This window comes from Streptomyces sp. NBC_00028 (genome assembly GCF_045041065.1).
Lineage (GTDB): Bacteria > Actinomycetota > Actinomycetes > Streptomycetales > Streptomycetaceae > Streptomyces.
In genome coordinates this window covers 4,670,619-4,689,863 of sequence record NZ_CP108293.1, presented here as the reverse complement: position 1 = coordinate 4,689,863, position 19,245 = coordinate 4,670,619, and the positions used below count along the sequence as shown (strand labels likewise).

Here is a 19,245-nt window from a genome sequence, read left to right as displayed (position 1 = left end):
AGGGATGTCGCTGGAGACCGCCTGAGGGTGTGAGGGCGCCTCAGCCGGGGCGCTTCAGCCTCGGGTGTGACGCAGCCGGACCGTGACCCAGCGGGCCCGGCGGCGCAGAATGCGCGGGATGCCCACCCGGAGGTCCGTGCCCTGCTCCTGCGGGGCTCCTCCTCGCTGGTGGGGGCTCAGACCGTGGCCCGAGCGGCGGTTGCGTGCTGCGTCACTGTAGTCGTGCGTCCAGCCCATACCCCGACGTGTGCCCCTGCCCCAAGGTCGATAACCGCCCCCAGGGCCCCCAATTGGCCTATGCGCCGGGCATTTGGCTGTTCGTAGGACAGGTGTTCAGGTCCGGATACCGGGCGCGTTCGGACGGTCACCGATCGGGTTCGGGGTCTTTCAGCCAATCGATCATTTCGGTGGAGAAAGCGACCGGATCCTCCTCGTGCGGGCTGTGCTTTCCCGGGGGCTGTCAGATCAGAGGCTCCGCCTCGGGCCCCCGGACCCCCAGCCGACCTCGGCGCAGACGTTGTTCACCGGTCAGGCTCGGGATCCTTCAGCCAGTTGACGAGCTCTGCAGAGAATGCCACCGGATCCTCCTCATGAGGGAAGTGCCCGAGTCCGTCGAACAGCCGCCAGCGGTACGGCGCTTCGACGTACTCCCCGGAACCGGCCGCGCTTCGCGTCCGCATCACCGGATCCAGCGAACCGTGCAGATGCAGGGTCGGCACCCGGACCGGCCGCTTCATGCGCCGGTTGAACTGGATGCCGTCGGGACGGGCCAGCGAGCGCACCATCCACCGGTACGGCTCGATCGAGCAGTGCGCGGTCGACGGGATGCACATCGCGCGCCGGTACGTCTCCACCGCGTCGTCGTCCGGCAGGCTCGGCCCGGACCAGTCCCGGATCAGCTCGGCGACCAGTGCGCCGTCGTCCGCGGTCAGCTGCCGCTCCGGGATCCAGGGGCGCTGAAACCCCCAGACGTAGGACCCGGCGCGGGTCTGCTTGACGTCCGAGAGCATCGCCGAGCGCCAGCGTCGCGGATGCGGCATCGAGGCCACCGCGAGCCGTCGTACGAGCTTGGGCCGCATCGCCGCCGCCGTCCACGCCAGATATCCGCCCAGGTCATGACCGACCAGTGCGGCGTCCGGCTCGCCGAGGGAGCGGATCACGCCGGTGATGTCGAGGGCGAGGTTCGCGGGGTCGTAGCCGCGCGGGGTGCGGTCGCTGCCGCCGACGCCCCTGAGGTCCATGGCGACCGCCCGGAACCCGGCGTCGGCGAGCGCGGGCAGCTGATGCCGCCAGGTCCACCAGAACTGCGGGAAGCCGTGCAGCAGCAGCACCAGCGGGCCGTCGCCCATCTCGGCGATGTGGAAACGCGCGCCGTTGGCGGCGACGTCCCGGTGCGTCAGCGGTCTGTCGCCGAGGACGTCGGGCCGTACTACCGATTCGGCCGAAGGGGTGGCGGGCTCGCTCATGACGACGAGCGTGCCACAGCCTCGATGGCCTCCGGGACACGGTCCTGCGGCAGCTCGGGCCGCGGATGCGGCTTGGCGTTCTGCAGGACGCTCGCCGTCTCCTTCATCGATGCGGCGGTCTTCTGCGCGCCGCCGCCCTTCTTCGCCTTCTTCGCGAAGACCACGCCGATCAGCGCGAGGAGGCCCGCGATGAGCACGTTGGCGGCGAAGGACAACAGGAAGCAGACCGCCAGGTTCCAGTCGCTCCAGGTCCGGATGCCGTACGCCAGCGCGAAGTTCAGCATCGGCAGCGAGAACACCAGCACCCCGCCGGCCACCATGAACGCGCCGCCGCTCGTCGCGCCGCGCTTCACGTCCCGCTTGAGCTGCGCCTTGGCCAGCGCGATCTCGTCGTGCACCAGCGCGGACATCTCGGTCGTCGCCGAGGCGAACAACTGGCCGATGCTGCGTTCGGCGCCGACCGGGCTGCCGTCGGGTGCGCTCATCGCGGTCTCCCTGTTCAGTAAGGCTCTATGGGTCGTGTCTTTTGTACCGTCCCGTCAGATCATGCCCGACGGTCGTCCTCCTCGCCTGCCCCGCCCGCCACTTCGGCAAGCCCCGCCCGTTCGGCGGCCTTGAGTTCCGCGATCCGGCGGTGCTCGGCGGCCTTGCCTTCGTGGATCGCTGCCATCCGCAGGTGGTACGCCGGGTCGTCCTCCTCGTAGATGTCGGGGATGCCGTCGAGGTCGTCGTCGCGCTCCTCGGCCTCGACCATCCGCCGGTACTTGGCGTTGCGGATCTTCAGCAGCACGGTCGCGAGGGTCGCAGCGATCAGCGAGCCGGCCAGCACGGCCGCCTTGACCTCGTCGGTGAGGGCCGCGTCCCCGTCGAAGGCCAGCTCGCCGATGAGCAGCGACACGGTGAAGCCGATGCCGGCGAGGGTCGCCACCGCGAAGACGTCCGCCCACTCCAGGTCGTCGCTGAGGGAGGCCCGGGTGAAGCGTGCCGTCAGCCAGGTCCCGCCCAAGATGCCGACCGCCTTGCCGACGACCAGCCCGAGGACGACGCCGAGCGTCTCCGGCTTGGTGAAGACGTCGCCCAGGGCGCCGCCGGAGACCGAGACACCGGCGCTGAACAGGGCGAACAGCGGCACGGCCAGGCCCGCCGAGAAGGGTCGTACGAGATGTTCGATGTGCTCGCCGGGCGAGTGCTGCTCGCCCTCGCGCGTGGTGCAGCGCAGCATCAGACCCATCGCGACGCCCGCGATGGTGGCGTGGACGCCGCTGTTGTACATCAGGCCCCAGATCACCAGGGCGAGCGGGACGTACACGTACCAGCCGCGAACACCCTTGCGCAGCAGCAGCCAGAAGACGGCCAGGCCGATGAGCGCGCCGCCGAGCGCGGCGAAGTCGATCTCGGCGGTGAAGAAGACCGCGATGATCAGGATCGCGAAGAGGTCGTCGACGACGGCGAGCGTGAGGAGGAAGGCGCGCAGGGCGCTGGGCAGCGAGGTGCCGATGACGGCGAGCACGGCGAGCGCGAAGGCGATGTCCGTGGCGGTCGGGACCGCCCAGCCGTCGAGCGATCCGCCGCCGCTGAGGTTGGTCAGGGTGTAGACGAGCGCCGGTACGGCCATGCCGCACAGGGCCGCGACGACCGGCAGCGCCGCGGCCTTGGGGTCCTTGAGGTCACCGGCGACCAGTTCGCGCTTGAGTTCGATGCCGGCGACGAAGAAGAAGACCGCGAGGAGCCCGTCGGCGGCCCAGTGGGCCACGGAGAGGTTCAGGCCGAGGGCCTCGGGGCCCAGGTGGTAGTGGCTGACGCTCTCGTAGCTGTCGTGCAGCGCGGGTACGTTCGCCCAGACCAGCGCGGCGATCGCGGCGGCGAGCAGCAGCACACCGCCGACGGTCTCGGTGCGCAGCGCGTCCGCCACGAAGGTGCGTTCGGGCAGCGAGAGCCTTCCGAAGACCTTGCGGGGGGTGGTGGAGCGGGGCGCTGCCATGCGGGGGACCTCCGGTCGGTGGGTACGGCTGAGCTGCTCGCCGACCAGACTTCCCGGCACACCTGTGGGGTCACGCTAGTTTTGTTTAGTTTACCTAAAAGGGGCGCCCGGCGCGTTCTCACGCCGGGCGCCCCTTCTGTGACCTGCTCAGTCCTCGCTGGGCGCGGCCGGGAGCTTCGCCTGGATGAGGTCCATGACCGTGGAGTCGGTCAGGGTCGTCACGTCACCGAGCTGACGGTTCTCGGCGACGTCCCGCAGCAGCCGGCGCATGATCTTGCCGGAGCGGGTCTTCGGCAGCTCGGCAACCGGCAGGACGCGCTTGGGCTTGGCGATCGGGCCGAGGGTGGCGCCGACGTGGTTGCGCAGGTCGGCGATGAGGTTCTCGTCCTCGGCGTTCGCCGTGCCGCGCAGGATCACGAAGGCGACGATGGCCTGCCCGGTGGTCTCGTCCGCGGCACCGACGACGGCCGCCTCCGCGACGGACGGGTGGGAGACGAGCGCCGACTCGACCTCGGTGGTGGAGATGTTGTGCCCGGACACGAGCATCACGTCGTCCACCCGGCCGAGCAGCCAGATGTCCCCGTCGTCGTCCTTCTTCGCGCCGTCACCGGCGAAGTACTTGCCCTCGAAGCGCGACCAGTACGTGTCGAGGAACCGCTGGTCGTCGCCCCAGATGGTGCGCAGCATCGACGGCCACGGCTCGGTCAGGACCAGATAGCCACCGCCGCCGTTGGGCACCTCGTTGGCCTCGTCGTCGACGACGGTCGCGGAGATGCCGGGCAGCGGGGTCTGGGCCGAGCCGGGCTTGGTCTCGGTGACACCGGGCAGCGGCGAGATCATCATCGCGCCGGTCTCGGTCTGCCACCAGGTGTCCACGATCGGGGTCAGATCGGCGCCGATGTGCTTGCGGTACCAGATCCAGGCCTCGGGGTTGATCGGCTCGCCCACCGAACCCAGCACCCGCAGGCTGCTGAGATCGAACTTCGCGGGGATGTCGTCGCCCCACTTCATGAACGTACGGATCGCGGTCGGCGCCGTGTACAGGATGGTGACCCCGTACTTCTGCACGATCTCCCAGAAGCGCCCCTGGTGCGGGGTGTCCGGCGTGCCCTCGTACATGACCTGCGTGGCGCCGTTCGCGAGCGGCCCGTAGACGATGTACGAGTGCCCGGTGACCCAGCCGACGTCGGCCGTGCACCAGTACACGTCCGTCTCCGGCTTGAGGTCGAAGACGGCGTGGTGGGTGTAGGCGGCCTGGGTGAGATAGCCGCCGGAGGTGTGCAGGATGCCCTTCGGCTTACCCGTCGTCCCCGAGGTGTAGAGGATGAAGAGCGGCTGCTCGGCCTCGAAGGCCTCGGGGGTGTGCTCGGCCGACTGCCGGTCGACGGCCTCGTGCCACCACACGTCCCGGCTGTCGTTCCAGGCCACTTCCTGCCCGGTACGCCGTACGACGAGCACGTGCTCGACATTGCCCGCCTTGTCGGCGGCCTCGTCGACGGCCGGCTTGAGCGCGGAGGGCTTGCCGCGCCGGTAGCCGCCGTCGGAGGTGATGACGACCTTGGCGTCGGCGTCCTGGATACGGGTCGCGAGCGCGTCCGCGCTGAACCCGCCGAAGACGACCGAGTGCGCGGCGCCGATCCGGGCGCAGGCGAGCATCGCGATCGCCGTCTCCGGGATCATCGGCATGTAGACCGCGACCCGGTCGCCCTTCTGAACTCCCAGCTCCAGCAGGGCGTTCGCGGCCTTGGAGACCTCGTCCTTGAGCTCGGCGTAGGTGATCGCGCGGCTGTCGCCGGGCTCCCCCTCGAAATGGATGGCGACCCGGTCGCCGTTGCCCGCCTCGACATGCCGGTCGACGCAGTTGTACGCGACGTTGAGCTCGCCGTCCTTGAACCACTTGGCGAACGGCGGGTTCGACCAGTCCAGTGTCTCGGTCGGCTCCGTGGCCCAGGTCAGCCGGCGGGCCTGCTCGGCCCAGAAGCCGAGCCTGTCAGCCTTGGCCTGTTCGTACGCCTCCGCGGTGACGTTGGCGTTCGCCGCCAGGTCGGCGGGTGGCGCGAACCTGCGCTCTTCCTTGAGCAGGTTGGCCAAGGATTCGTTGCTCACGACATCTCCCTTTCCCAGGGTGTCCGTTGTGTCCCAGGCCACAGCTCATCAGACCGGGGGGTGCGCTGACAAGGGCCGTTTGAAAATTGGTTTAGACCTATGGGTACGTCGTTGCTCATCCGTACCCACGGACGCCGACCAGGCAGAGTTCATCCCTTGTAACGCCTCTCACACTCCGGGCCAAGTACGGGTGTACGTCCACCCACGAGAAGGGAGTCCGAGTGGAAGGGATACGGGGCGGGCCGCAGGCGGCGGTCCGCGACCCTGAACTCTTCGAGGAGTTCTACCGGCGTCATGTGGACGCGGTGACATCATTCGTGGCCCGGCGTGTCGCGGACCCGCACACCGTCGCCGACCTGACCGCCGAGATCTTCCTCGCGGTCCTGGACTCGGCCCACACCTACCGCCCGGGCCGGGGCAGCGAGACGGCCTGGCTCTACGGCATCGCCCGCAACGTCGTCGCGGGGGAGTACCGCAGGATGGCCCGCGAATCGGCCCGCGACCGGCGGATCTCGGGGCGCCGGCTGCTGGAGCCCGACGACATCGCCCGCCTGGAGGACAAGCTCGACGCCGAGTCCCCGGGCCGCCGCGCCCTCGCCGCCCTGGAACGGCTCCCCGCGGGGGAGCGAGCCGTTCTGGAGCTGATCGTGGTCGACCAGCTGACGGTTCCCGAGACCGCCGCCGCACTCGGCATCACCCAGGTCACGGCCCGCGTACGGCTGCACCGGGCCCGCAAGTCACTGCGCCGGGCGGCCGGTGAGCCCGCCGAAGGCCCGCGCGGCACATCCCTGTCATACGTCACCGGAGGAACCGGGGGAGAGGCATGACCACCAGGACGACATTCGAGGACCGGCTGCTGGCGGAACTCCGCCGCGAGATCGACCTGCGCGCGGCCGACGGCATGGCCGACGCGGCGCCGACGTCCGTGGGGCGCCGCTTCACGGTCCGTACGGCCTTCACCGCGCCGAGGCTCGGCCTGGCCGCCCTGGCCTGCGCCGCCGTCGCGGGCGCCGCGCTGCTGATGCCGGGCTCCCCCGCCGAGAGCCCGGCCTACGAGGTGGTGTCGCACGCGGACGGGAGCCTGACGGTCACCATGAACGATTTCGGTCTCGGCGGCACCCTGCCGGACGGACTCGTCGAACGCCTCAAGGCGAACGGTATCCACATCGTCGTGGACAAGGTGCCGGACGGCTACGAGTGCACCCAGCCCCGGGCGACGGCGGTGCGGGGCCGCTCCAGTGACCGCGATGACCCCAACTGGGTGTTCGACCTGCGGCGCGGGGACTCCCTGATCCTCGAAAAGATGGGGCAGCTCCAGCCCGACGGGAGCTTCATGCCGGCCATCGGCATCGCCTTCGTCCGGGGTGAGGTCGCCCCGTGCCATCCGATCCCCGCCGCACCCCACCCGGCGGAGTAGTACGGGCTCCGCTGAGCGGGGTGCGTGGGCGAGGTACAGGCGGGATGCGCGGGCGGGGGTTCGCCTATGCCGGGCTGTGCAGCTCCTCGGCGTCGGCCACATGCCCCGTCACGTGGTCGAACACCCCGGCGTCGGGCGTCTCGGTGAGCAGATACGCCTGTGCCTCGCCGACATGGAAGTACATCCCGTGCAGCTCCAACTCCCGCTCGCGCAGTGCTCTGGCCACCGACTCGTGCGCCCGCAGATGCTCCAACTGCTGGACCACGTTGGTCAGACAGAGCTGCTCCACCGCGTCCGCGGGCGCCCGGCCGGCGAGTCTCGCCCACGGCCGGCTGTCGTCGGCCATGCGCTCCAGGCTCGGCAGCCCATGCCGCAGCCACCGCTTGAGCGGAGTCTGGACGCCCCCGGGCTCGGAGTTGAGCAGCGCCTGCATCGCTCCGCACCCGGAGTGGCCGCACACCGTGATGGACCGCACCTTCAGCACGTCCACCGCGTACTCGATCGCGGCCGCGACCGAGTCGTCCCCGCTCTCCTCGCCGGGCAGGGGAACGAGGTTGCCCACGTTGCGCACCACGAACAGGTCGCCCGGACCACTGGCGGTGATCATCGAGGTGACCAGACGCGAGTCGGCGCAGGTGAGGAAGAGCTGGGAGGGGCGCTGGCCCTCCCGGGCCAGCCGGGCCAGCTCGCCCCGCACCAGCGGGGCGGTGTGACGCTGGAACGCGCTGATGCCGCGGGCCAGTTCATGACCGCTCGTGCCGGACGCACCGGTGCCACCCGCCGTGCCCGAGCCCTCTGAGCGGTCCTGGTGCGGGGCGGGCCGCGGCGCGGACCGCGGGTCCTCGCACTGGTGGTTGCGCCAGGGAGTCCAGGGGCTGCACCGGCAGCCCGCGGCGGTGGTGGCGGGATCGGCCGAGTCCCTCGGGGCTCCGGAACGGGGGCCGGGCTCGGTGGTCTCTCCGGGCTCGGCGATCCGGACCCCGGCCCGGCGGCCGGTGAGCTCGACGGTGCCGCCCTGCGCGGTGTGGGTGTTCTGCCAGTCCTGCAGTGCCTCGAACGCCGCGTGGTCCATGAAGGAGCCGTCCAACTCGACGACGACTTCGGCGCCTTGGGGCACGAGGTGCAGGGCGCGGCTGAGCCGGGGCACCGCGAGAAACGTCAACTGGCCTCTCACGTGGACGTGATGGACTCCTTCCTTTTCGTCGTGCTCATGCGTGATACGGGTGCGGGTGAGGCGGTGCAGGGCGACGGCGACGGCCACGGCGATGCCGAGCGTCACGCCCTCCAGGACGCCGAGGACCACCACGCCGAGGGTGGTGACGGCGTACACCAGGACCTCTCGGTGGCGGGTCACCGTACGGATGTGGTGCAGGGACACCATCTGGATGCCGACGGCCATCACCAGGGCGGCGAGCGAGGCGAGCGGGATGAACTCCAGGACCGGGACCATCAGCAGCGCGGCGATCACTACGAGAACGCCGTGCAACATCGTGGAGTTCCGGCTCACCGCGCCCGCGTTCACATTCGCCGAACTCCGCACGGCGACCCCGGCGACCGGGAGCCCGCCGAGCGCGCCGGAGACGATGTTGGCGGCGCCCTGGCCGAGCAGCTCGCGGTCCAGGTCGGAGCGGCCGACCCGGGCGGTCAGCCCCGGTCGGCGGGCCGCCATCTTGTCCACGGCGACCGCGCCGAGCAGCGACTGCACGCTGCACACCAGGGTGGTCGTCAGGACGGCGGCGACGAGGCCGAGCACCGGGCCCTCGGGGAGTCCGGCCAGGGCATGGCTGCTCCAGGACGGCAGGTCGACCTTGGGCAGGGTCAGCCCGAGGAGTGCGGCCGCCGCGCTGGCCCCGGTGACGGCGAGGAGCGCGGCCGGGATCCTGCGCAGCAGCCGGCCCACTCGGCCGGGGATGCGCGGCCAGAGCAGCAGCAGCGCCAGGGTCAGCGCGCTCACCGACACCGCGGCGGGGTCGAGGTCGGCCAACTGGGCAGGCAACGCCCGGAGGTTGGCCAGGACGGAACTCTGCGGGGTGCCGCCGAGGACGATGTGCAACTGGGCCACGGCGATGGTGACGCCGATGCCGGCGAGCATGCCGTGCACGATGGCGGGGCTGACGGCGAGCGCGGTGCGCGCCACGCGCAGGCAGCCGAGGCCCAGTTGGGCGAGACCGGCGAGGACCGTGATGGCGCAGGTCGTCCGCCAGCCGTAGCGGTGGATGAGGTCGGCGGTGACGACCGTGAGCCCGGCGGCCGGGCCGCTCACCTGGAGCGGGGAGCCGCCGAGCCGGCCGGCGACCAGGCCTCCCACGGCGGCGGCGACGAGGCCCGCCTGGAGGGGGGCGCCGGTGGCGAGGGCGATGCCGAGGGACAGGGGCAGGGCGATCAGGAAGACCGCGATCGAGGCCGACACGTCGGCGCCCGCGACACGGAAGCGGCGGGGCCCGGACGGCGGGGGGCTGTGGGGTCGGTGGATGCGCTTGGACCGACTCGGGTCGGCGGCGCGGGTAGGGACGCAGGCGGACATAATTCCCGTCTCCTCCGGGGCAGCGCGGTCGCGGAACAGGTGGTCCCCCGGCTCTGGCGGGGGTCGGGTCGCGGCCGTGGGTCACGGCGTGCAGCGGCGGGATGAATCAACGCTCGGTAAACGGATCGTAATTCAGAGTAAAGGCCAGGCATAGACTTTCCTGGCAAATAGGCTAATAAGTCACCCATCAGGGTGATGCGGATATTTCATCGGCTTGTCGTACTAATTCCTTCTCGGTCTCGTGCGAGCTTGGCCGCGCTGTCGTTGGCCCCAGTTCCCGAGACAGAAGGAAGTAGGTGGGCGGAACATGGCCGCCACCCAGAGGATCGCCGCCGGCGCCGTGGTCGCCGCGGTCTGTGCCGCATCGCTCGCCGGTTGCGCGATCGGCGCCGACGGTTCCAAGGAAGGGGCCTTGGGCCCGCAGAAGGCCAAGCCGGCCCAGGCACCCCCCAAGAGCGCGGTCCGCCTGATCGGCGACGGCTCCACCGCCTACACCGGAGCCCAGCCGCACCTGCCCCGGCCGGAACGCATGAAGCCCGGTCAGAAGCCGCCGCAGTTCGTGGTGTTCTCCTGGGACGGCGCGGGCGAGGACGGCCAGAAGCTGTTCTCCCACTTCCGCAAGGTCGCCAAGGCGAACAACGCGACCATGACCTACTTCCTCAGCGGCGTGTACATGCTGCCGGAGGAGAAGCGCGACCTCTACCGGCCGCCGCAGCACTCCCCGGGCCGCTCCGACATCGGCTTCAACGACGAGGAGGGCATCGCCGAGACCGTGAAGCAGCTGCGCGGCGCGTGGCTGGAGGGCAACGAGATCGGCACGCACTTCAACGGCCACTTCTGCGGGAGCAACGGCGGGGTGGGCCAGTGGTCGGTCGCGGACTGGAAGGACGAGATCGCCCAGGCGAAGCAGTTCGTGAAGTCCTGGAAGACCAACACCGGCATGAAGAAGGCCTCCCCGCTCCCCTTCGACTACGACAAGGAGCTCGTCGGCGCCCGCACGCCCTGCCTGGAGGGCCAGAAGAACTTCATGAAGGCGGCCCGGGAGCTGGGCTTCCGGTACGACACCAGCGGCGTCAACGACCAGCTCTGGCCCCGGAAGAAGGAGGGCCTGTGGGACCTGTCGATGCAGCTCGTGCCGTTCCCCGGGCACTCCTACGAGCAGCTGACCATGGACTACAACTTCATGGTCAACCAGTCCGGCACCAACACCCAGGGTGACCCGAACAAGTACGAGTTCTGGGGCGACCAGATGCGTGAGGGCCTGCTCAAGGGCTTCCACCGCGCCTACGACGGCAACCGCGCCCCGCTGATCATCGGCAACCACTTCGAGTCCTGGAACGGTGGCACCTACATGCGTGCCGTCGAGGAGACCGTCGAGCAGGTCTGCAACAAGCCAGACGTGCGCTGCGTCTCCTTCCGGCAGCTCGCCGACTGGCTGGACGCCCAGGACCCCGAGGCCCTGGCCAAGATGCGCACCCTCGGCGTCGGCGAGGCCCCGAAGCAGGGCTGGGCGTCCTTCCTCTCGGGCCACCCGGCCCCGGCCCCGAAGGGCGTACCGGGAGCTCCGGCGGCCAAGCGGTAGCCAGGGCTCCTAGGTCAGGCAATGGGCGTCGGGCGCCGTCAGGCGCTCGGCACCAGGCTCTCACCGAGGACGAAACCGGGGTCGACCTGCGCCGCCAGGTCGGCCCCGGTGCGCTCGTTGCCCCAGGACCGGGCGTTCTTCAGATGGAAGTGCACCATCTGCTGGGTGTAGCGCTCCCAGTCACGCAGGTCGTACGTCGCGTCGACGGCCGTGTGCAGCAGGCGCAGGGCACGGCGGTTGACGTCCTCCAGGAGTGCGAACCGGGGCGGCCGGCCCTTCTCCATGGCGCGCACCCAGTCCGAGTGCCCGACCGTGACGAGCAGGTCGTCCCCGACCTCGGCGCGCAGGAAGTCGAGGTCGTCCTGGCCCTGCACCTTGTTGCCGACGACTTTCAGCACGACGCCGTAGTCCCGGGCGTACTCCTTGTACTGGCGATAGACGGAGACCCCCTTCCGGGTCGGCTCGGCGACGAGGAACGTGATGTCGAAGCGGGTGAACATGCCGGAGGCGAAGGAGTCGGAGCCGGCCGTCATGTCCACCACGACGTACTCGCCCTGACCGTCCACCAGGTGGTTCAGGCACAGCTCCACCGCTCCGGTCTTGGAGTGGTAGCAGGCGACCCCCAGGTCGGCGTCGGTGAAGGGGCCGGTGACCATCAAACGGACGGTGTCGCCGTCGAGTTCCACCCGCCGGGCGCAGGCCTCGTAGACCGGGTTGTCCTCGCGCACCCGCAGCAGGCGGGAGCCCTCGCCGGGCGGGGTCGTCTTGATCATCGTCTCGGCGGAGGCGATCCGCGGGTTGCCGCCGCGCAGGTACTCCTTGATCAGCGGCAGCCGCTCGCCCATCGCGGGCAGTGCGGCGGCCTCCGCCTCGTCGAGACCGAGGGCGGCACCCAGATGCTGGTTGATGTCGGCGTCGACGGCGACGACCGGTGCGCCGGTCGCGGCGAGATGGCGGATGAACAGGGAGGACAGGGTGGTCTTCCCACTGCCGCCCTTCCCGACGAAAGCAATTTTCATGTTCACGAAGGGTAGTGGGGTGATAGCTGTACGTGGCAGGAGTGCGTGAAGAAGACCACTCCTTCGTGGGGTGCGGGCCGTGGTTGCGTAATGTCGTACTCATGAGTACGACAGGTGCGACCGCCGACCCGCTCGCGGCCCTGGCCTCGCTGCCCGGTGTGGCCGACTCCGTGGAGTCCGTGCGCAAGGCCGTGGACCGGGTCTACGGGCACCGGATCATGCGACGCCGCAGCAACACGGTCACCGGCGAGGCCGCGCTGCGCGGCGCCCGGGGTTCCGCGGCGCTGTCCGGCGCCGACTGGGCCCTCGAAGAGGTGCGTCGCCGCTCCGACTTCAGTGGCGACGACGAGGCGCGCGTGGTGGGCGCCGCGCTCAGGCTGACCGCCGAGGCGGGCCAACTGCTGTCCATCTGGCGGCAGTCACCGCTGCGGGTCCTGGCCCGGCTGCATCTGGTGGCCGCGGCGACCAATGGCGACGAGGTCGGCCGCCCGCGCCAGGAGGGCGAGCCCGTGGACGAGCCGCTGATCGAACTGCCGCTGCCGGGCGCCGCGGAGGTCAACGGCCGCCTGGAGGGGCTGTCCGAGCTGATCATCGCGGGCAGCTCCGCCCCCGCGCTGGTGACGGCGGCCGTCGTGCACGGCGAACTCCTCGCGCTGCGCCCCTTCACCTCCCGCAACGGCCTCGTCGCGCGCGCGGCCGAGCGCATCGTGCTGATCGGCAGCGGTCTCGACCCCAAGTCCGTCTGTCCGGCGGAGGTCGGCCACGCCGAACTGGGCCGGGCGGCCTATCTGGCGGCGCTCGAAGGCTATGTCTCCGGCACTCCGGAGGGGATGGCCGCCTGGATCGCCCACTGCGGCAAGGCGGTCGAGCTCGGTGTGCGCGAGTCGACGGCGGTGTGCGAGGCGCTGCAGCGCGGGGCGGCGTAAGAGGCCCGGCGAAAGGTCCCTGAACAGGGTTGCGGCGGTACGAGGATTCGTACCGCCGCTGGCATGTTCACCGGGTTACCAAGCGTCCTCGATATGTTGCCCATCAGGCCGGGAACTTTGCCCGTCACCTGGTGCGGCTGGCCCGTAATCGACGGGTCGACGTCGCGTGGGTGCCCAGTGTCCATGCTCGGTCCGTGGGGCCAAATGCGTTATTGAAGGTGATCCTCTCGGATGTCCTTGGTCTCGCGGGCCGTTAACCCCTTTGTACTCCAGGACCCGGGCAAGCGGAAGTGCTGGCTGCAGTTCTTTACTTTTACTCTCAAACGGGCGCTAAACGGGCACCGATATGCCGGAGAAGGGCACAGTCGTGACGGTGCCCCAGGTCAGAGCGCCGTCGCCCGGCGCCTGCTCGCGTACCAGACGAGACCCGCGGTGGCCGCCGCGGCGCCTATGGCCGCCGCCGCGACGAGGGCCGGACGGGGCGGTACGGAGAACGCGGGGAAGCGCTGCTTGAGCCGGACCGGCCGGTGGAAATCGAGAATCGGCCATCCGCGCGCGAGCGCCTCGCGACGCAGCGCGCGGTCCGGGTTCACGGCGTGCGGGTGGCCGACCGACTCGAGCATCGGCAGATCGGTCGCCGAGTCGCTGTAGGCGTAGCAGCGCTCCAGGTCGTACCCCTCGGACTCGGCCAGCTCCTTGATCGCCTCGGCCTTGGTCGGGCCGTAGGCGTAGTACTCCACCTCGCCGGTGAAGCAACCGTCCTCGCCGACCACCATCCGGGTCGCCACCACGCGGTCCGCGCCCAGGAGTTCGCCGATCGGCTCGACGACCTCCGCGCCCGAGGTGGACACGATCACGACGTCGCGGCCGGCGGTGTGGTGCTCCTCGATGAGTGAGGCGGCCTCGTCGTAGATGATCGGGTCGATCAGGTCGTGCAGGGTCTCGGCGACGATCTCCTTGACCTGCTGGACGTTCCAGCCGCGCACGAGTTGGGAGAGGTACTCGCGGGTCCGCTCCATCTGGTCGTGGTCCATACCGCCCACGAGGAAGACGAACTGGGCGTAAGCCGTCCGCACGGCGGCCCTGCGGTTGATCAGGCCGCCTTGGTAGAACGACTTGCTGAACGTGAGCGTGCTCGACTTCGCAATGACCGTCTTGTCCAGGTCAAAGAAGGCCGCTGTGCGGGGCAAGGAGTGGTTTTCCACGACCCCGAGCATAGGCGCAGCCCATTCGGCGTAAGGTGTGGCGCGTGGGTTTGCCTGAGAGGGCTCTCGGGTACACCATGGAAGTCACGGATCGTTCGCGACCGTGCTAACCCGGCCCGGCTCCTCCCCCCCCCGAGTCGGCCGTGGAGACGACCCCCACTCTCCCCCCCGGTGGGGGTCGTCGCATGTCCGGGTGGGTTTTCTCTTCTTCGCAGGCGACTGCACCGCCCCATCGAGGCGGCCGCGGTCGCCGTTTCTGCATGCTCATGATCCGTCACGGTGTGTAGCCGAAGCGCCGCTCTGCGGAAGTCGCACAAGGTGGGTACAGGACTCACCGGTTTGGGTGATGCCGTATTCACAACGGCTGAGTTGTCCACAGATTTTGACCAAGATCCACTTCATTTCCGTCTTCGCCGCATCGTGATTCCAGCGCGGCCCGCCGGCTCCGACTTGATGGCCGGATCCGGTTAGTCGGGCGCGTTTGGCCGGTTCCTATCGGCCGTTCATATGGAGGCCGGTTGCCGGTTCTTCACACGTTCGGGATTCGCGGGGCCCTCGGGGCCTCGCGGGACGCAGCGAAGGGGGATGGACATCGTGACCGCAGCCGTCACACACGATCCGCCGTCCGGCGCCGGAGGGCGCCAGGGCGGACCGTTGATCATCACCGAGGACCCCGGGCTCCTCGACGACCTGCTCCGCCTGTGCGCGGCGGCCGGCGCCACACCCGAGGTCCACCCGGGGGTGCCCGAGCCACGGGACCGCTGGGAGGCCGCGCCGCTCGTCCTCGTCGGCGACGACGCCGTACGACGCGTGCGGGGAGCCGTGCGCAGAGGCGGGGTGGTGCTCGTCGGCAGGGACCAGGACGACTCCGGGGTGTGGCGCCGGGCCGTCGAGATCGGTGCCGACCACGTCCTGATGCTGCCCGACGGCGAGCAGTGGCTAGTCGACCGGATCGCCGACGTCGCCGAGGGCGTCGGCCGGCCCGCCCTCACCGTCGGGGTCATCGGCGGACGCGGTGGGGCCGGAGCGTCCACGCTCGCGTGCGCCCTCGCCGTCACCTCCGCGCGGGAGGGACTGCGCACCCTGCTCGTGGACGCCGATCCCCTGGGCGGCGGACTCGACGTACTGCTCGGCGGGGAGACCGCCGAAGGGCTGCGCTGGCCCGCGTTCGCCGCCTCGCGCGGCCGGGTCGGCGGCGGCGCCCTGGAGGAGTCGCTGCCCGAACTGCACTCCCTGCGGGTGCTCAGCTGGGACCGCGGCGACTGTGTCGCCGTCCCGCCGCAGGCGGTCCGCGCGGTGCTCGCCGCCGCCCGGCGCCGGGGCGGCACGGTCGTCGTCGACCTGCCCCGCCGTATCGACGGCGGCGTGGCCGAGACGCTCGCCCAGCTCGACCTCGGCCTCCTCGTCGTCCCCGCCGAACTGCGGGCCGTCGCGGCGGCCGGGCGGGTGGCCTCCGCGGTCGGGATGGTCGTCCGCGATCTGCGGGTCGTGGTGCGGGGGCCGTACGCGCCCGGACTCGACGACCGGGAGGTGGCCCGCTTGCTCGGACTGCCGCTGGTGGGCGAGGTGCCGGTCGAGGCGGGCCTCCTGCGGCCGCACGAGAGCCGGACACCACCCGGAGCCGGTAAGGGGCCGCTCACGCGGTTCTGCAAGGAGTTCTGGGAGCGCGCACTGGTGGAGGCGGCATGACCACGGCAGTGGGGCGCGAGTGGGTACGCGCGCGTGGCGTACCGGTCGGCGGGGAATCGGCGCCGGAGCTTCTTGACGGCGTGCGGCAGTGGCTGGCCGAGAGCGGGGCGGAGGCGACGCCCGCGCGCGTGGCGCAGGCGCTGCGTGAGCAGGGGCGGGTGCTCGGGGACGCCGAAGTCCTCGGCGCGGCCGAGCGGTTGCGGTCCGAGCTGGTCGGCAGCGGTCCGTTGGAGCCGCTGCTCACCGATCCGTCCGTGACCGACGTACTGGTCTCGGCACCGGACCGGGTCTGGGTGGACCGAGGCGGCGGACTGGAGCTGACCGGCGTCGCCTTCCCCGACGCCGCGGCCGTACGACGGCTCGCGCAGCGGCTGGCCGCGGTGGCCGGGCGGCGACTCGACGACGCGCGGCCCTGGGCGGACGCCCGGCTGCCCGACGGGACGCGACTGCACGCGGTGCTGCCCCCGGTGGCCGTCGACTGCACCTGTCTGTCGCTGCGGGTGGTACGGCCGCGCGCGTTCACGCTCGACGAACTGGTCGCGGCGGGCACGGTGCCGCCGGGCGGGGACCGGGTGCTGCGGGCGCTGGTCGGCGCGCGGCTGTCCTTCCTCATCAGCGGCGGCACCGGCAGCGGCAAGACCACGCTGCTGAGCGCGCTGCTGGGGCTGGTCGGGCCGGGCGAACGGATCGTGCTCGCCGAGGACTCGGCGGAGCTGCGGCCCGACCATCCACACGTCGTCCGCCTGGAGAGCAGACCCGCCAACCAGGAGGGCGCGGGCCTCGTCACGCTTCAGGACCTGGTGCGACAGGCACTGCGGATGCGGCCGGACCGGCTGGTCGTGGGCGAGGTGCGGGGGCCCGAAGTGGTGCATCTGCTGGCCGCGTTGAACACCGGCCACGAAGGCGGCTGCGGGACGGTCCACGCGAACGCCGCCGCCGATGTGCCGGCCCGACTGGAGGCGCTGGGCACGGCCGCCGGGCTCGACCGGGCCGCGCTGCACTCGCAGGTGGCGGCCGCGCTGTCGGTGGTGCTGCATCTGGCGCGCGACCGGACCGGGCGGCGGCGGATCGCCGAGGTCCAGGTGCTGGAACGGGACCCGTCGGGGCTGGTGCGGACGGTGCCTGCGCTGCGGTGGGGCGCGGACGGCTTCGCGTACGAGCGGGGTTGGGAGCGGCTGCGGGGGCTGCTCGGGGAGGTCGGAGAGGTGGAAGAGGCCGGGGAGGGGCGTCATGCCTGGAGTGAGTGAGATGTCAGTCGCGGCTGCCGTGGCCTGCGTCGGGGCGGCCGTGTGGTTGCTGGGTGGGCCGCAGGTCGGGGCGCGTCGGGCGCGGTTGCTGTTCGCGGGGACCGGTGGGGCGATCGGGGCGGTCGGGGTCGGGCCGCCGGGATGGTGGCAACTGGGCGGTGAGGTACGGCGGTTGCGGAGGCGGTTGGGCGCCGAATGGTGGTCAGTGGTGGCCGGGCTGGTGCTCGCCTTGCTGGGGGCGTCGGCGCTGCCGCTCGTCGCGGGAGTGGCCGGGGTGCCATTGCTGCGCCGGGTACGGCTGGCGCGCCGGGCGCGACGACTGCTGGAGCGGCGAGGCGACGAGGTCATCGCCCTGTGCGGGGCGGTCGCCGGGGAGGTGCGGGCCGGGCGACAACCGGGAGAGGCCCTGTTGCGGGCGGCTCGGGACGGTGAGTGGCTCGGTGAGGGGTTTGGCGAGGGGGCTGGTGATCGGCTCGGTGGCGGGCTTGGGAAGGGGGCTGGGGACCGGCTTGGTGGCGGGCTTGGGAAGGGGGCTGGGGACCGGCTTGGTGGTGGTCTCGGCAAGGGAGCAGGTGATCGGCTCGGAGGCGGGTTGGGCAAGGGGGCCGGCGGCCGGCTCGGTGGTGGGCCCGGCGATGGACTTGGCGGTGGGCCTGGGGGCGGGATCGGCCGGGGGCCTGGGGATGGGCCCGGTGACGGGCTCGGCGATGGGCTTGGTGGTGCTCGGGCCGCGGTGCTGGCGGCGGCGCGGTTCGGCGGTGATGTGCCGGGCGCGCTCGCGGTGGCGGCACGGCAGCCGGGGGCCGGCGGGCTGCTGGGGCTCGCGGCGTGCTGGCGGGTCGCCGTGGACCGGGGTGCGGGGCTGGCCGCCGGACTCGACCGGCTGGAAGCGGCCTTGCGGGCGGAGCGGGATCAACGTGCCGAGTTGCGCGCCCAGTTGGCGGGCGCTCGTTCCACGGCGGTGATGCTCGCCGGTCTGCCGGTCCTGGGCCTGCTCCTCGGCATGGCCCTCGGCTCCGATCCCCTCCACGTGCTGCTGCACACCGGGCCGGGTCTCGGATGCCTGGCGGTGGGCGGGGTGCTGGAGGGGCTCGGGATGTGGTGGGCGATGCGGATCGTGCGGGGAGCGGAGGCGGTATGAGCGGGGCCAGGGCGCGGGGCGATGGTCGCTCCGAAGGCGCGGAGGAAGGTGAGGTGCGGTGAGCACGGAAGTTGTCCACAGGCTGGGGGTGGTTGTGGGGGCCTTGCTGGCTCTCGCGTGGGTCGTGCGATGGGTCGAGGGGGCTCGGCGGGAGCGGCGGATACGGCGTCGGCTCGCTCGGTTGGTGGCGCGGGAGGAGGCGTCCGCCGGGACGCGGGGCGACGTGCGGCGAGCCGTGCGGCGGTGGCTTCCCTCGGCTGGGGTGGTGGCCGGCGGGTGGGCCCTGGTCGGTGGGGCCGCCGGGGTCGTGGCAGGGCTGGTCGTCGCCGCGGGGCTTTGGTGGTGGCGGAGGCGCCAGACGGCCGCGGGCGCCGAGGAGGAGTACGACGTCGGCGAGGCCGCGCGTCAACTGCCGCTCGCCGCCGATCTGCTGGCGGCCTGTATCGCGGCCGGCGCCGGTCCGGTGATCGCGGCGCAGGCCGTGGGCGAGGCGCTCGGGGGTCCGGTCGGGGAGGCACTGGCGCGGGGCGCGGCGGAGGTGCGGCTGGGCGGTGCACCCGGCGACGCGTGGCGGCGGTTGGCCTCGATGCCGGGGGCCGGGCCGCTGGCGCGGCTGCTGGAGCGGGCCGACGTGTCCGGGCTGCCCGCGGCCGGACCCGTGGCCCGGATCGCCGCGGAGGCCCGCGCCGACTGGGCGCGCAGCGCGACGGCACGGGCTCGGCGGGCTGCGGTCCTCGTGACCGCGCCGGTGGGGCTGTGCTTCCTGCCCGCCTTCATCGCGGTGGGGGTGCTGCCCGTGGTGATCGGGCTGGCGGGTCCGGCTCTGGGTGGGGGCGGGGGTGGTGGCTGACGGGGGTGGGCGCGGGCGTGCGGCAGAGCTGGTGATCGACAAGAAGCAGCGGTAGGCGAGAGAGCTTCGAGAGAGCTCCGACAGAGGTTCGA

15 protein-coding genes and 2 pseudogenes are annotated in these 19,245 nt (G+C 71.6%); 9 read left to right on the top strand and 8 right to left on the bottom strand.

Annotation, left to right across the window (positions count from 1 at the left end):
* Positions 1 to 54: 54 nt before the first annotated feature.
* The 5 genes from OG885_RS20900 to acs all read right to left on the bottom strand — a co-directional run bounded on the left by OG885_RS20900 (position 55) and on the right by acs (position 5,553).
* Positions 55 to 237: a hypothetical protein gene (locus OG885_RS20900; protein WP_405733825.1), complete on the bottom strand. Its 183-nt coding sequence runs from the start codon at positions 235 to 237 to the stop codon at positions 55 to 57.
* 284 nt (positions 238 to 521) lie between these two features.
* Positions 522 to 1,466 carry an alpha/beta fold hydrolase gene (locus tag OG885_RS20895; protein WP_405733821.1) on the bottom strand — a complete coding sequence of 315 codons (945 nt, stop codon included), beginning with the start codon at positions 1,464 to 1,466 and terminating at the stop codon, positions 522 to 524.
* Positions 1,463 to 1,951 (bottom strand): phage holin family protein, encoded by a 489-nt coding sequence (locus tag OG885_RS20890; protein WP_405733818.1) that lies wholly within the window; start codon positions 1,949 to 1,951, stop codon positions 1,463 to 1,465. Before OG885_RS20890 ends, OG885_RS20895 begins: the two co-directional genes overlap by 4 nt.
* 59 nt (positions 1,952 to 2,010) lie before the next feature.
* Positions 2,011 to 3,447: a Na+/H+ antiporter NhaA gene (gene nhaA, locus OG885_RS20885; protein WP_405733815.1), complete on the bottom strand. Its 1,437-nt coding sequence runs from the start codon at positions 3,445 to 3,447 to the stop codon at positions 2,011 to 2,013.
* 147 nt (positions 3,448 to 3,594) lie between these two features.
* The gene (gene acs, locus OG885_RS20880; RefSeq protein ID WP_405733812.1) at positions 3,595 to 5,553 is read right to left on the bottom strand and encodes an acetate--CoA ligase; all 1,959 of its coding nucleotides are present in this window, start codon (positions 5,551 to 5,553) and stop codon (positions 3,595 to 3,597) included.
* Positions 5,554 to 5,774: 221 nt separating this feature from the next.
* Between acs and OG885_RS20875 the strand changes: the two genes are divergently transcribed.
* Together OG885_RS20875 and OG885_RS20870 are read left to right on the top strand one after the other, a co-directional pair.
* Entirely contained in the window at positions 5,775 to 6,380 is a 606-nt protein-coding gene (locus OG885_RS20875) for an RNA polymerase sigma factor (protein WP_405733809.1), read from the top strand.
* Positions 6,377 to 6,970, top strand: a complete 594-nt coding sequence (locus OG885_RS20870) for a hypothetical protein (protein ID WP_405733806.1) — start codon at positions 6,377 to 6,379, stop codon at positions 6,968 to 6,970. The genes OG885_RS20875 and OG885_RS20870 overlap by 4 nt, the downstream gene beginning before the upstream one ends.
* Positions 6,971 to 7,034: 64 nt before the next feature.
* Here OG885_RS20870 and OG885_RS20865 read toward each other — a convergent pair whose 3' ends face one another.
* Complete coding sequence (locus OG885_RS20865) at positions 7,035 to 9,494, bottom strand: bifunctional SulP family inorganic anion transporter/carbonic anhydrase (RefSeq protein ID WP_405733803.1); 2,460 nt, start codon at positions 9,492 to 9,494, stop codon at positions 7,035 to 7,037.
* A gap of 307 nt (positions 9,495 to 9,801) precedes the next feature.
* Here OG885_RS20865 and OG885_RS20860 point away from each other — a divergent pair, with 307 nt between their 5' ends.
* Positions 9,802 to 11,076 carry a hypothetical protein gene (locus tag OG885_RS20860; RefSeq protein WP_405733800.1) on the top strand — a complete coding sequence of 425 codons (1,275 nt, stop codon included), beginning with the start codon at positions 9,802 to 9,804 and terminating at the stop codon, positions 11,074 to 11,076.
* Between the two features lie 38 nt (positions 11,077 to 11,114).
* On the opposite strand, the gene OG885_RS20855 is transcribed toward OG885_RS20860, so the two are convergent.
* Entirely contained in the window at positions 11,115 to 12,095 is a 981-nt protein-coding gene (locus OG885_RS20855; protein ID WP_399952332.1) for an ATP-binding protein, read from the bottom strand.
* 101 nt (positions 12,096 to 12,196) lie between these two features.
* Between OG885_RS20855 and OG885_RS20850 the strand changes: the two genes are divergently transcribed.
* Positions 12,197 to 13,021, top strand: coding sequence for an oxidoreductase (locus OG885_RS20850; RefSeq protein ID WP_405733797.1), 825 nt, complete (start codon positions 12,197 to 12,199; stop codon positions 13,019 to 13,021).
* Between the two features lie 383 nt (positions 13,022 to 13,404).
* Here the strand turns inward: OG885_RS20850 and OG885_RS20845 are convergent, their stop codons facing one another.
* A complete protein-coding gene (locus OG885_RS20845) occupies positions 13,405 to 14,238 on the bottom strand; it encodes an HAD family hydrolase (RefSeq protein WP_405733794.1) in 834 nt (277 codons plus the stop codon).
* A 573-nt stretch (positions 14,239 to 14,811) separates the two neighbouring features.
* On the opposite strand from OG885_RS20845, the gene ssd reads away from it, so the two are divergent.
* From ssd to OG885_RS20820, 5 genes and pseudogenes are all read left to right on the top strand, one after another.
* On the top strand, positions 14,812 to 15,915 hold the full coding sequence (gene ssd / locus OG885_RS20840) for a septum site-determining protein Ssd (RefSeq protein WP_399952323.1): 1,104 nt from the start codon (positions 14,812 to 14,814) through the stop codon (positions 15,913 to 15,915).
* Complete coding sequence (locus tag OG885_RS20835) at positions 15,912 to 17,162, top strand: TadA family conjugal transfer-associated ATPase (RefSeq protein ID WP_405733790.1); 1,251 nt, start codon at positions 15,912 to 15,914, stop codon at positions 17,160 to 17,162. Before ssd ends, OG885_RS20835 begins: the two co-directional genes overlap by 4 nt.
* Positions 17,146 to 17,589, top strand: a pseudogene (locus tag OG885_RS20830) (hypothetical protein); the annotation flags it as partial. The gene OG885_RS20835 and the pseudogene OG885_RS20830, both read left to right, overlap by 17 nt.
* Before the next feature lie 276 nt (positions 17,590 to 17,865).
* Positions 17,866 to 18,303: pseudogene (locus OG885_RS20825) on the top strand (type II secretion system F family protein); the annotation flags it as partial.
* Positions 18,304 to 18,361: 58 nt separating this feature from the next.
* The gene (locus tag OG885_RS20820; RefSeq protein WP_405733787.1) at positions 18,362 to 19,153 is read left to right on the top strand and encodes a type II secretion system F family protein; all 792 of its coding nucleotides are present in this window, start codon (positions 18,362 to 18,364) and stop codon (positions 19,151 to 19,153) included.
* Positions 19,154 to 19,245 lie beyond the last annotated feature (92 nt).

Coding starts and splice junctions, on each gene's coding strand:
- OG885_RS20900 (WP_405733825.1), bottom strand. CDS start 237: ATGGGCTGGACGCACGACTACAGTGACGCAGCACGCAACCGCCGCTCG.
- OG885_RS20895 (WP_405733821.1), bottom strand. CDS start 1,466: ATGAGCGAGCCCGCCACCCCTTCGGCCGAATCGGTAGTACGGCCCGAC.
- OG885_RS20890 (WP_405733818.1), bottom strand. CDS start 1,951: ATGAGCGCACCCGACGGCAGCCCGGTCGGCGCCGAACGCAGCATCGGC.
- nhaA (WP_405733815.1), bottom strand. CDS start 3,447: ATGGCAGCGCCCCGCTCCACCACCCCCCGCAAGGTCTTCGGAAGGCTC.
- OG885_RS20870 (WP_405733806.1), top strand. CDS start 6,377: ATGACCACCAGGACGACATTCGAGGACCGGCTGCTGGCGGAACTCCGC.
- OG885_RS20865 (WP_405733803.1), bottom strand. CDS start 9,494: ATGTCCGCCTGCGTCCCTACCCGCGCCGCCGACCCGAGTCGGTCCAAG.
- OG885_RS20860 (WP_405733800.1), top strand. CDS start 9,802: ATGGCCGCCACCCAGAGGATCGCCGCCGGCGCCGTGGTCGCCGCGGTC.
- OG885_RS20855 (WP_399952332.1), bottom strand. CDS start 12,095: ATGAAAATTGCTTTCGTCGGGAAGGGCGGCAGTGGGAAGACCACCCTG.
- OG885_RS20850 (WP_405733797.1), top strand. CDS start 12,197: ATGAGTACGACAGGTGCGACCGCCGACCCGCTCGCGGCCCTGGCCTCG.
- OG885_RS20845 (WP_405733794.1), bottom strand. CDS start 14,238: ATGCTCGGGGTCGTGGAAAACCACTCCTTGCCCCGCACAGCGGCCTTC.
- ssd (WP_399952323.1), top strand. CDS start 14,812: ATGGACATCGTGACCGCAGCCGTCACACACGATCCGCCGTCCGGCGCC.
- OG885_RS20835 (WP_405733790.1), top strand. CDS start 15,912: ATGACCACGGCAGTGGGGCGCGAGTGGGTACGCGCGCGTGGCGTACCG.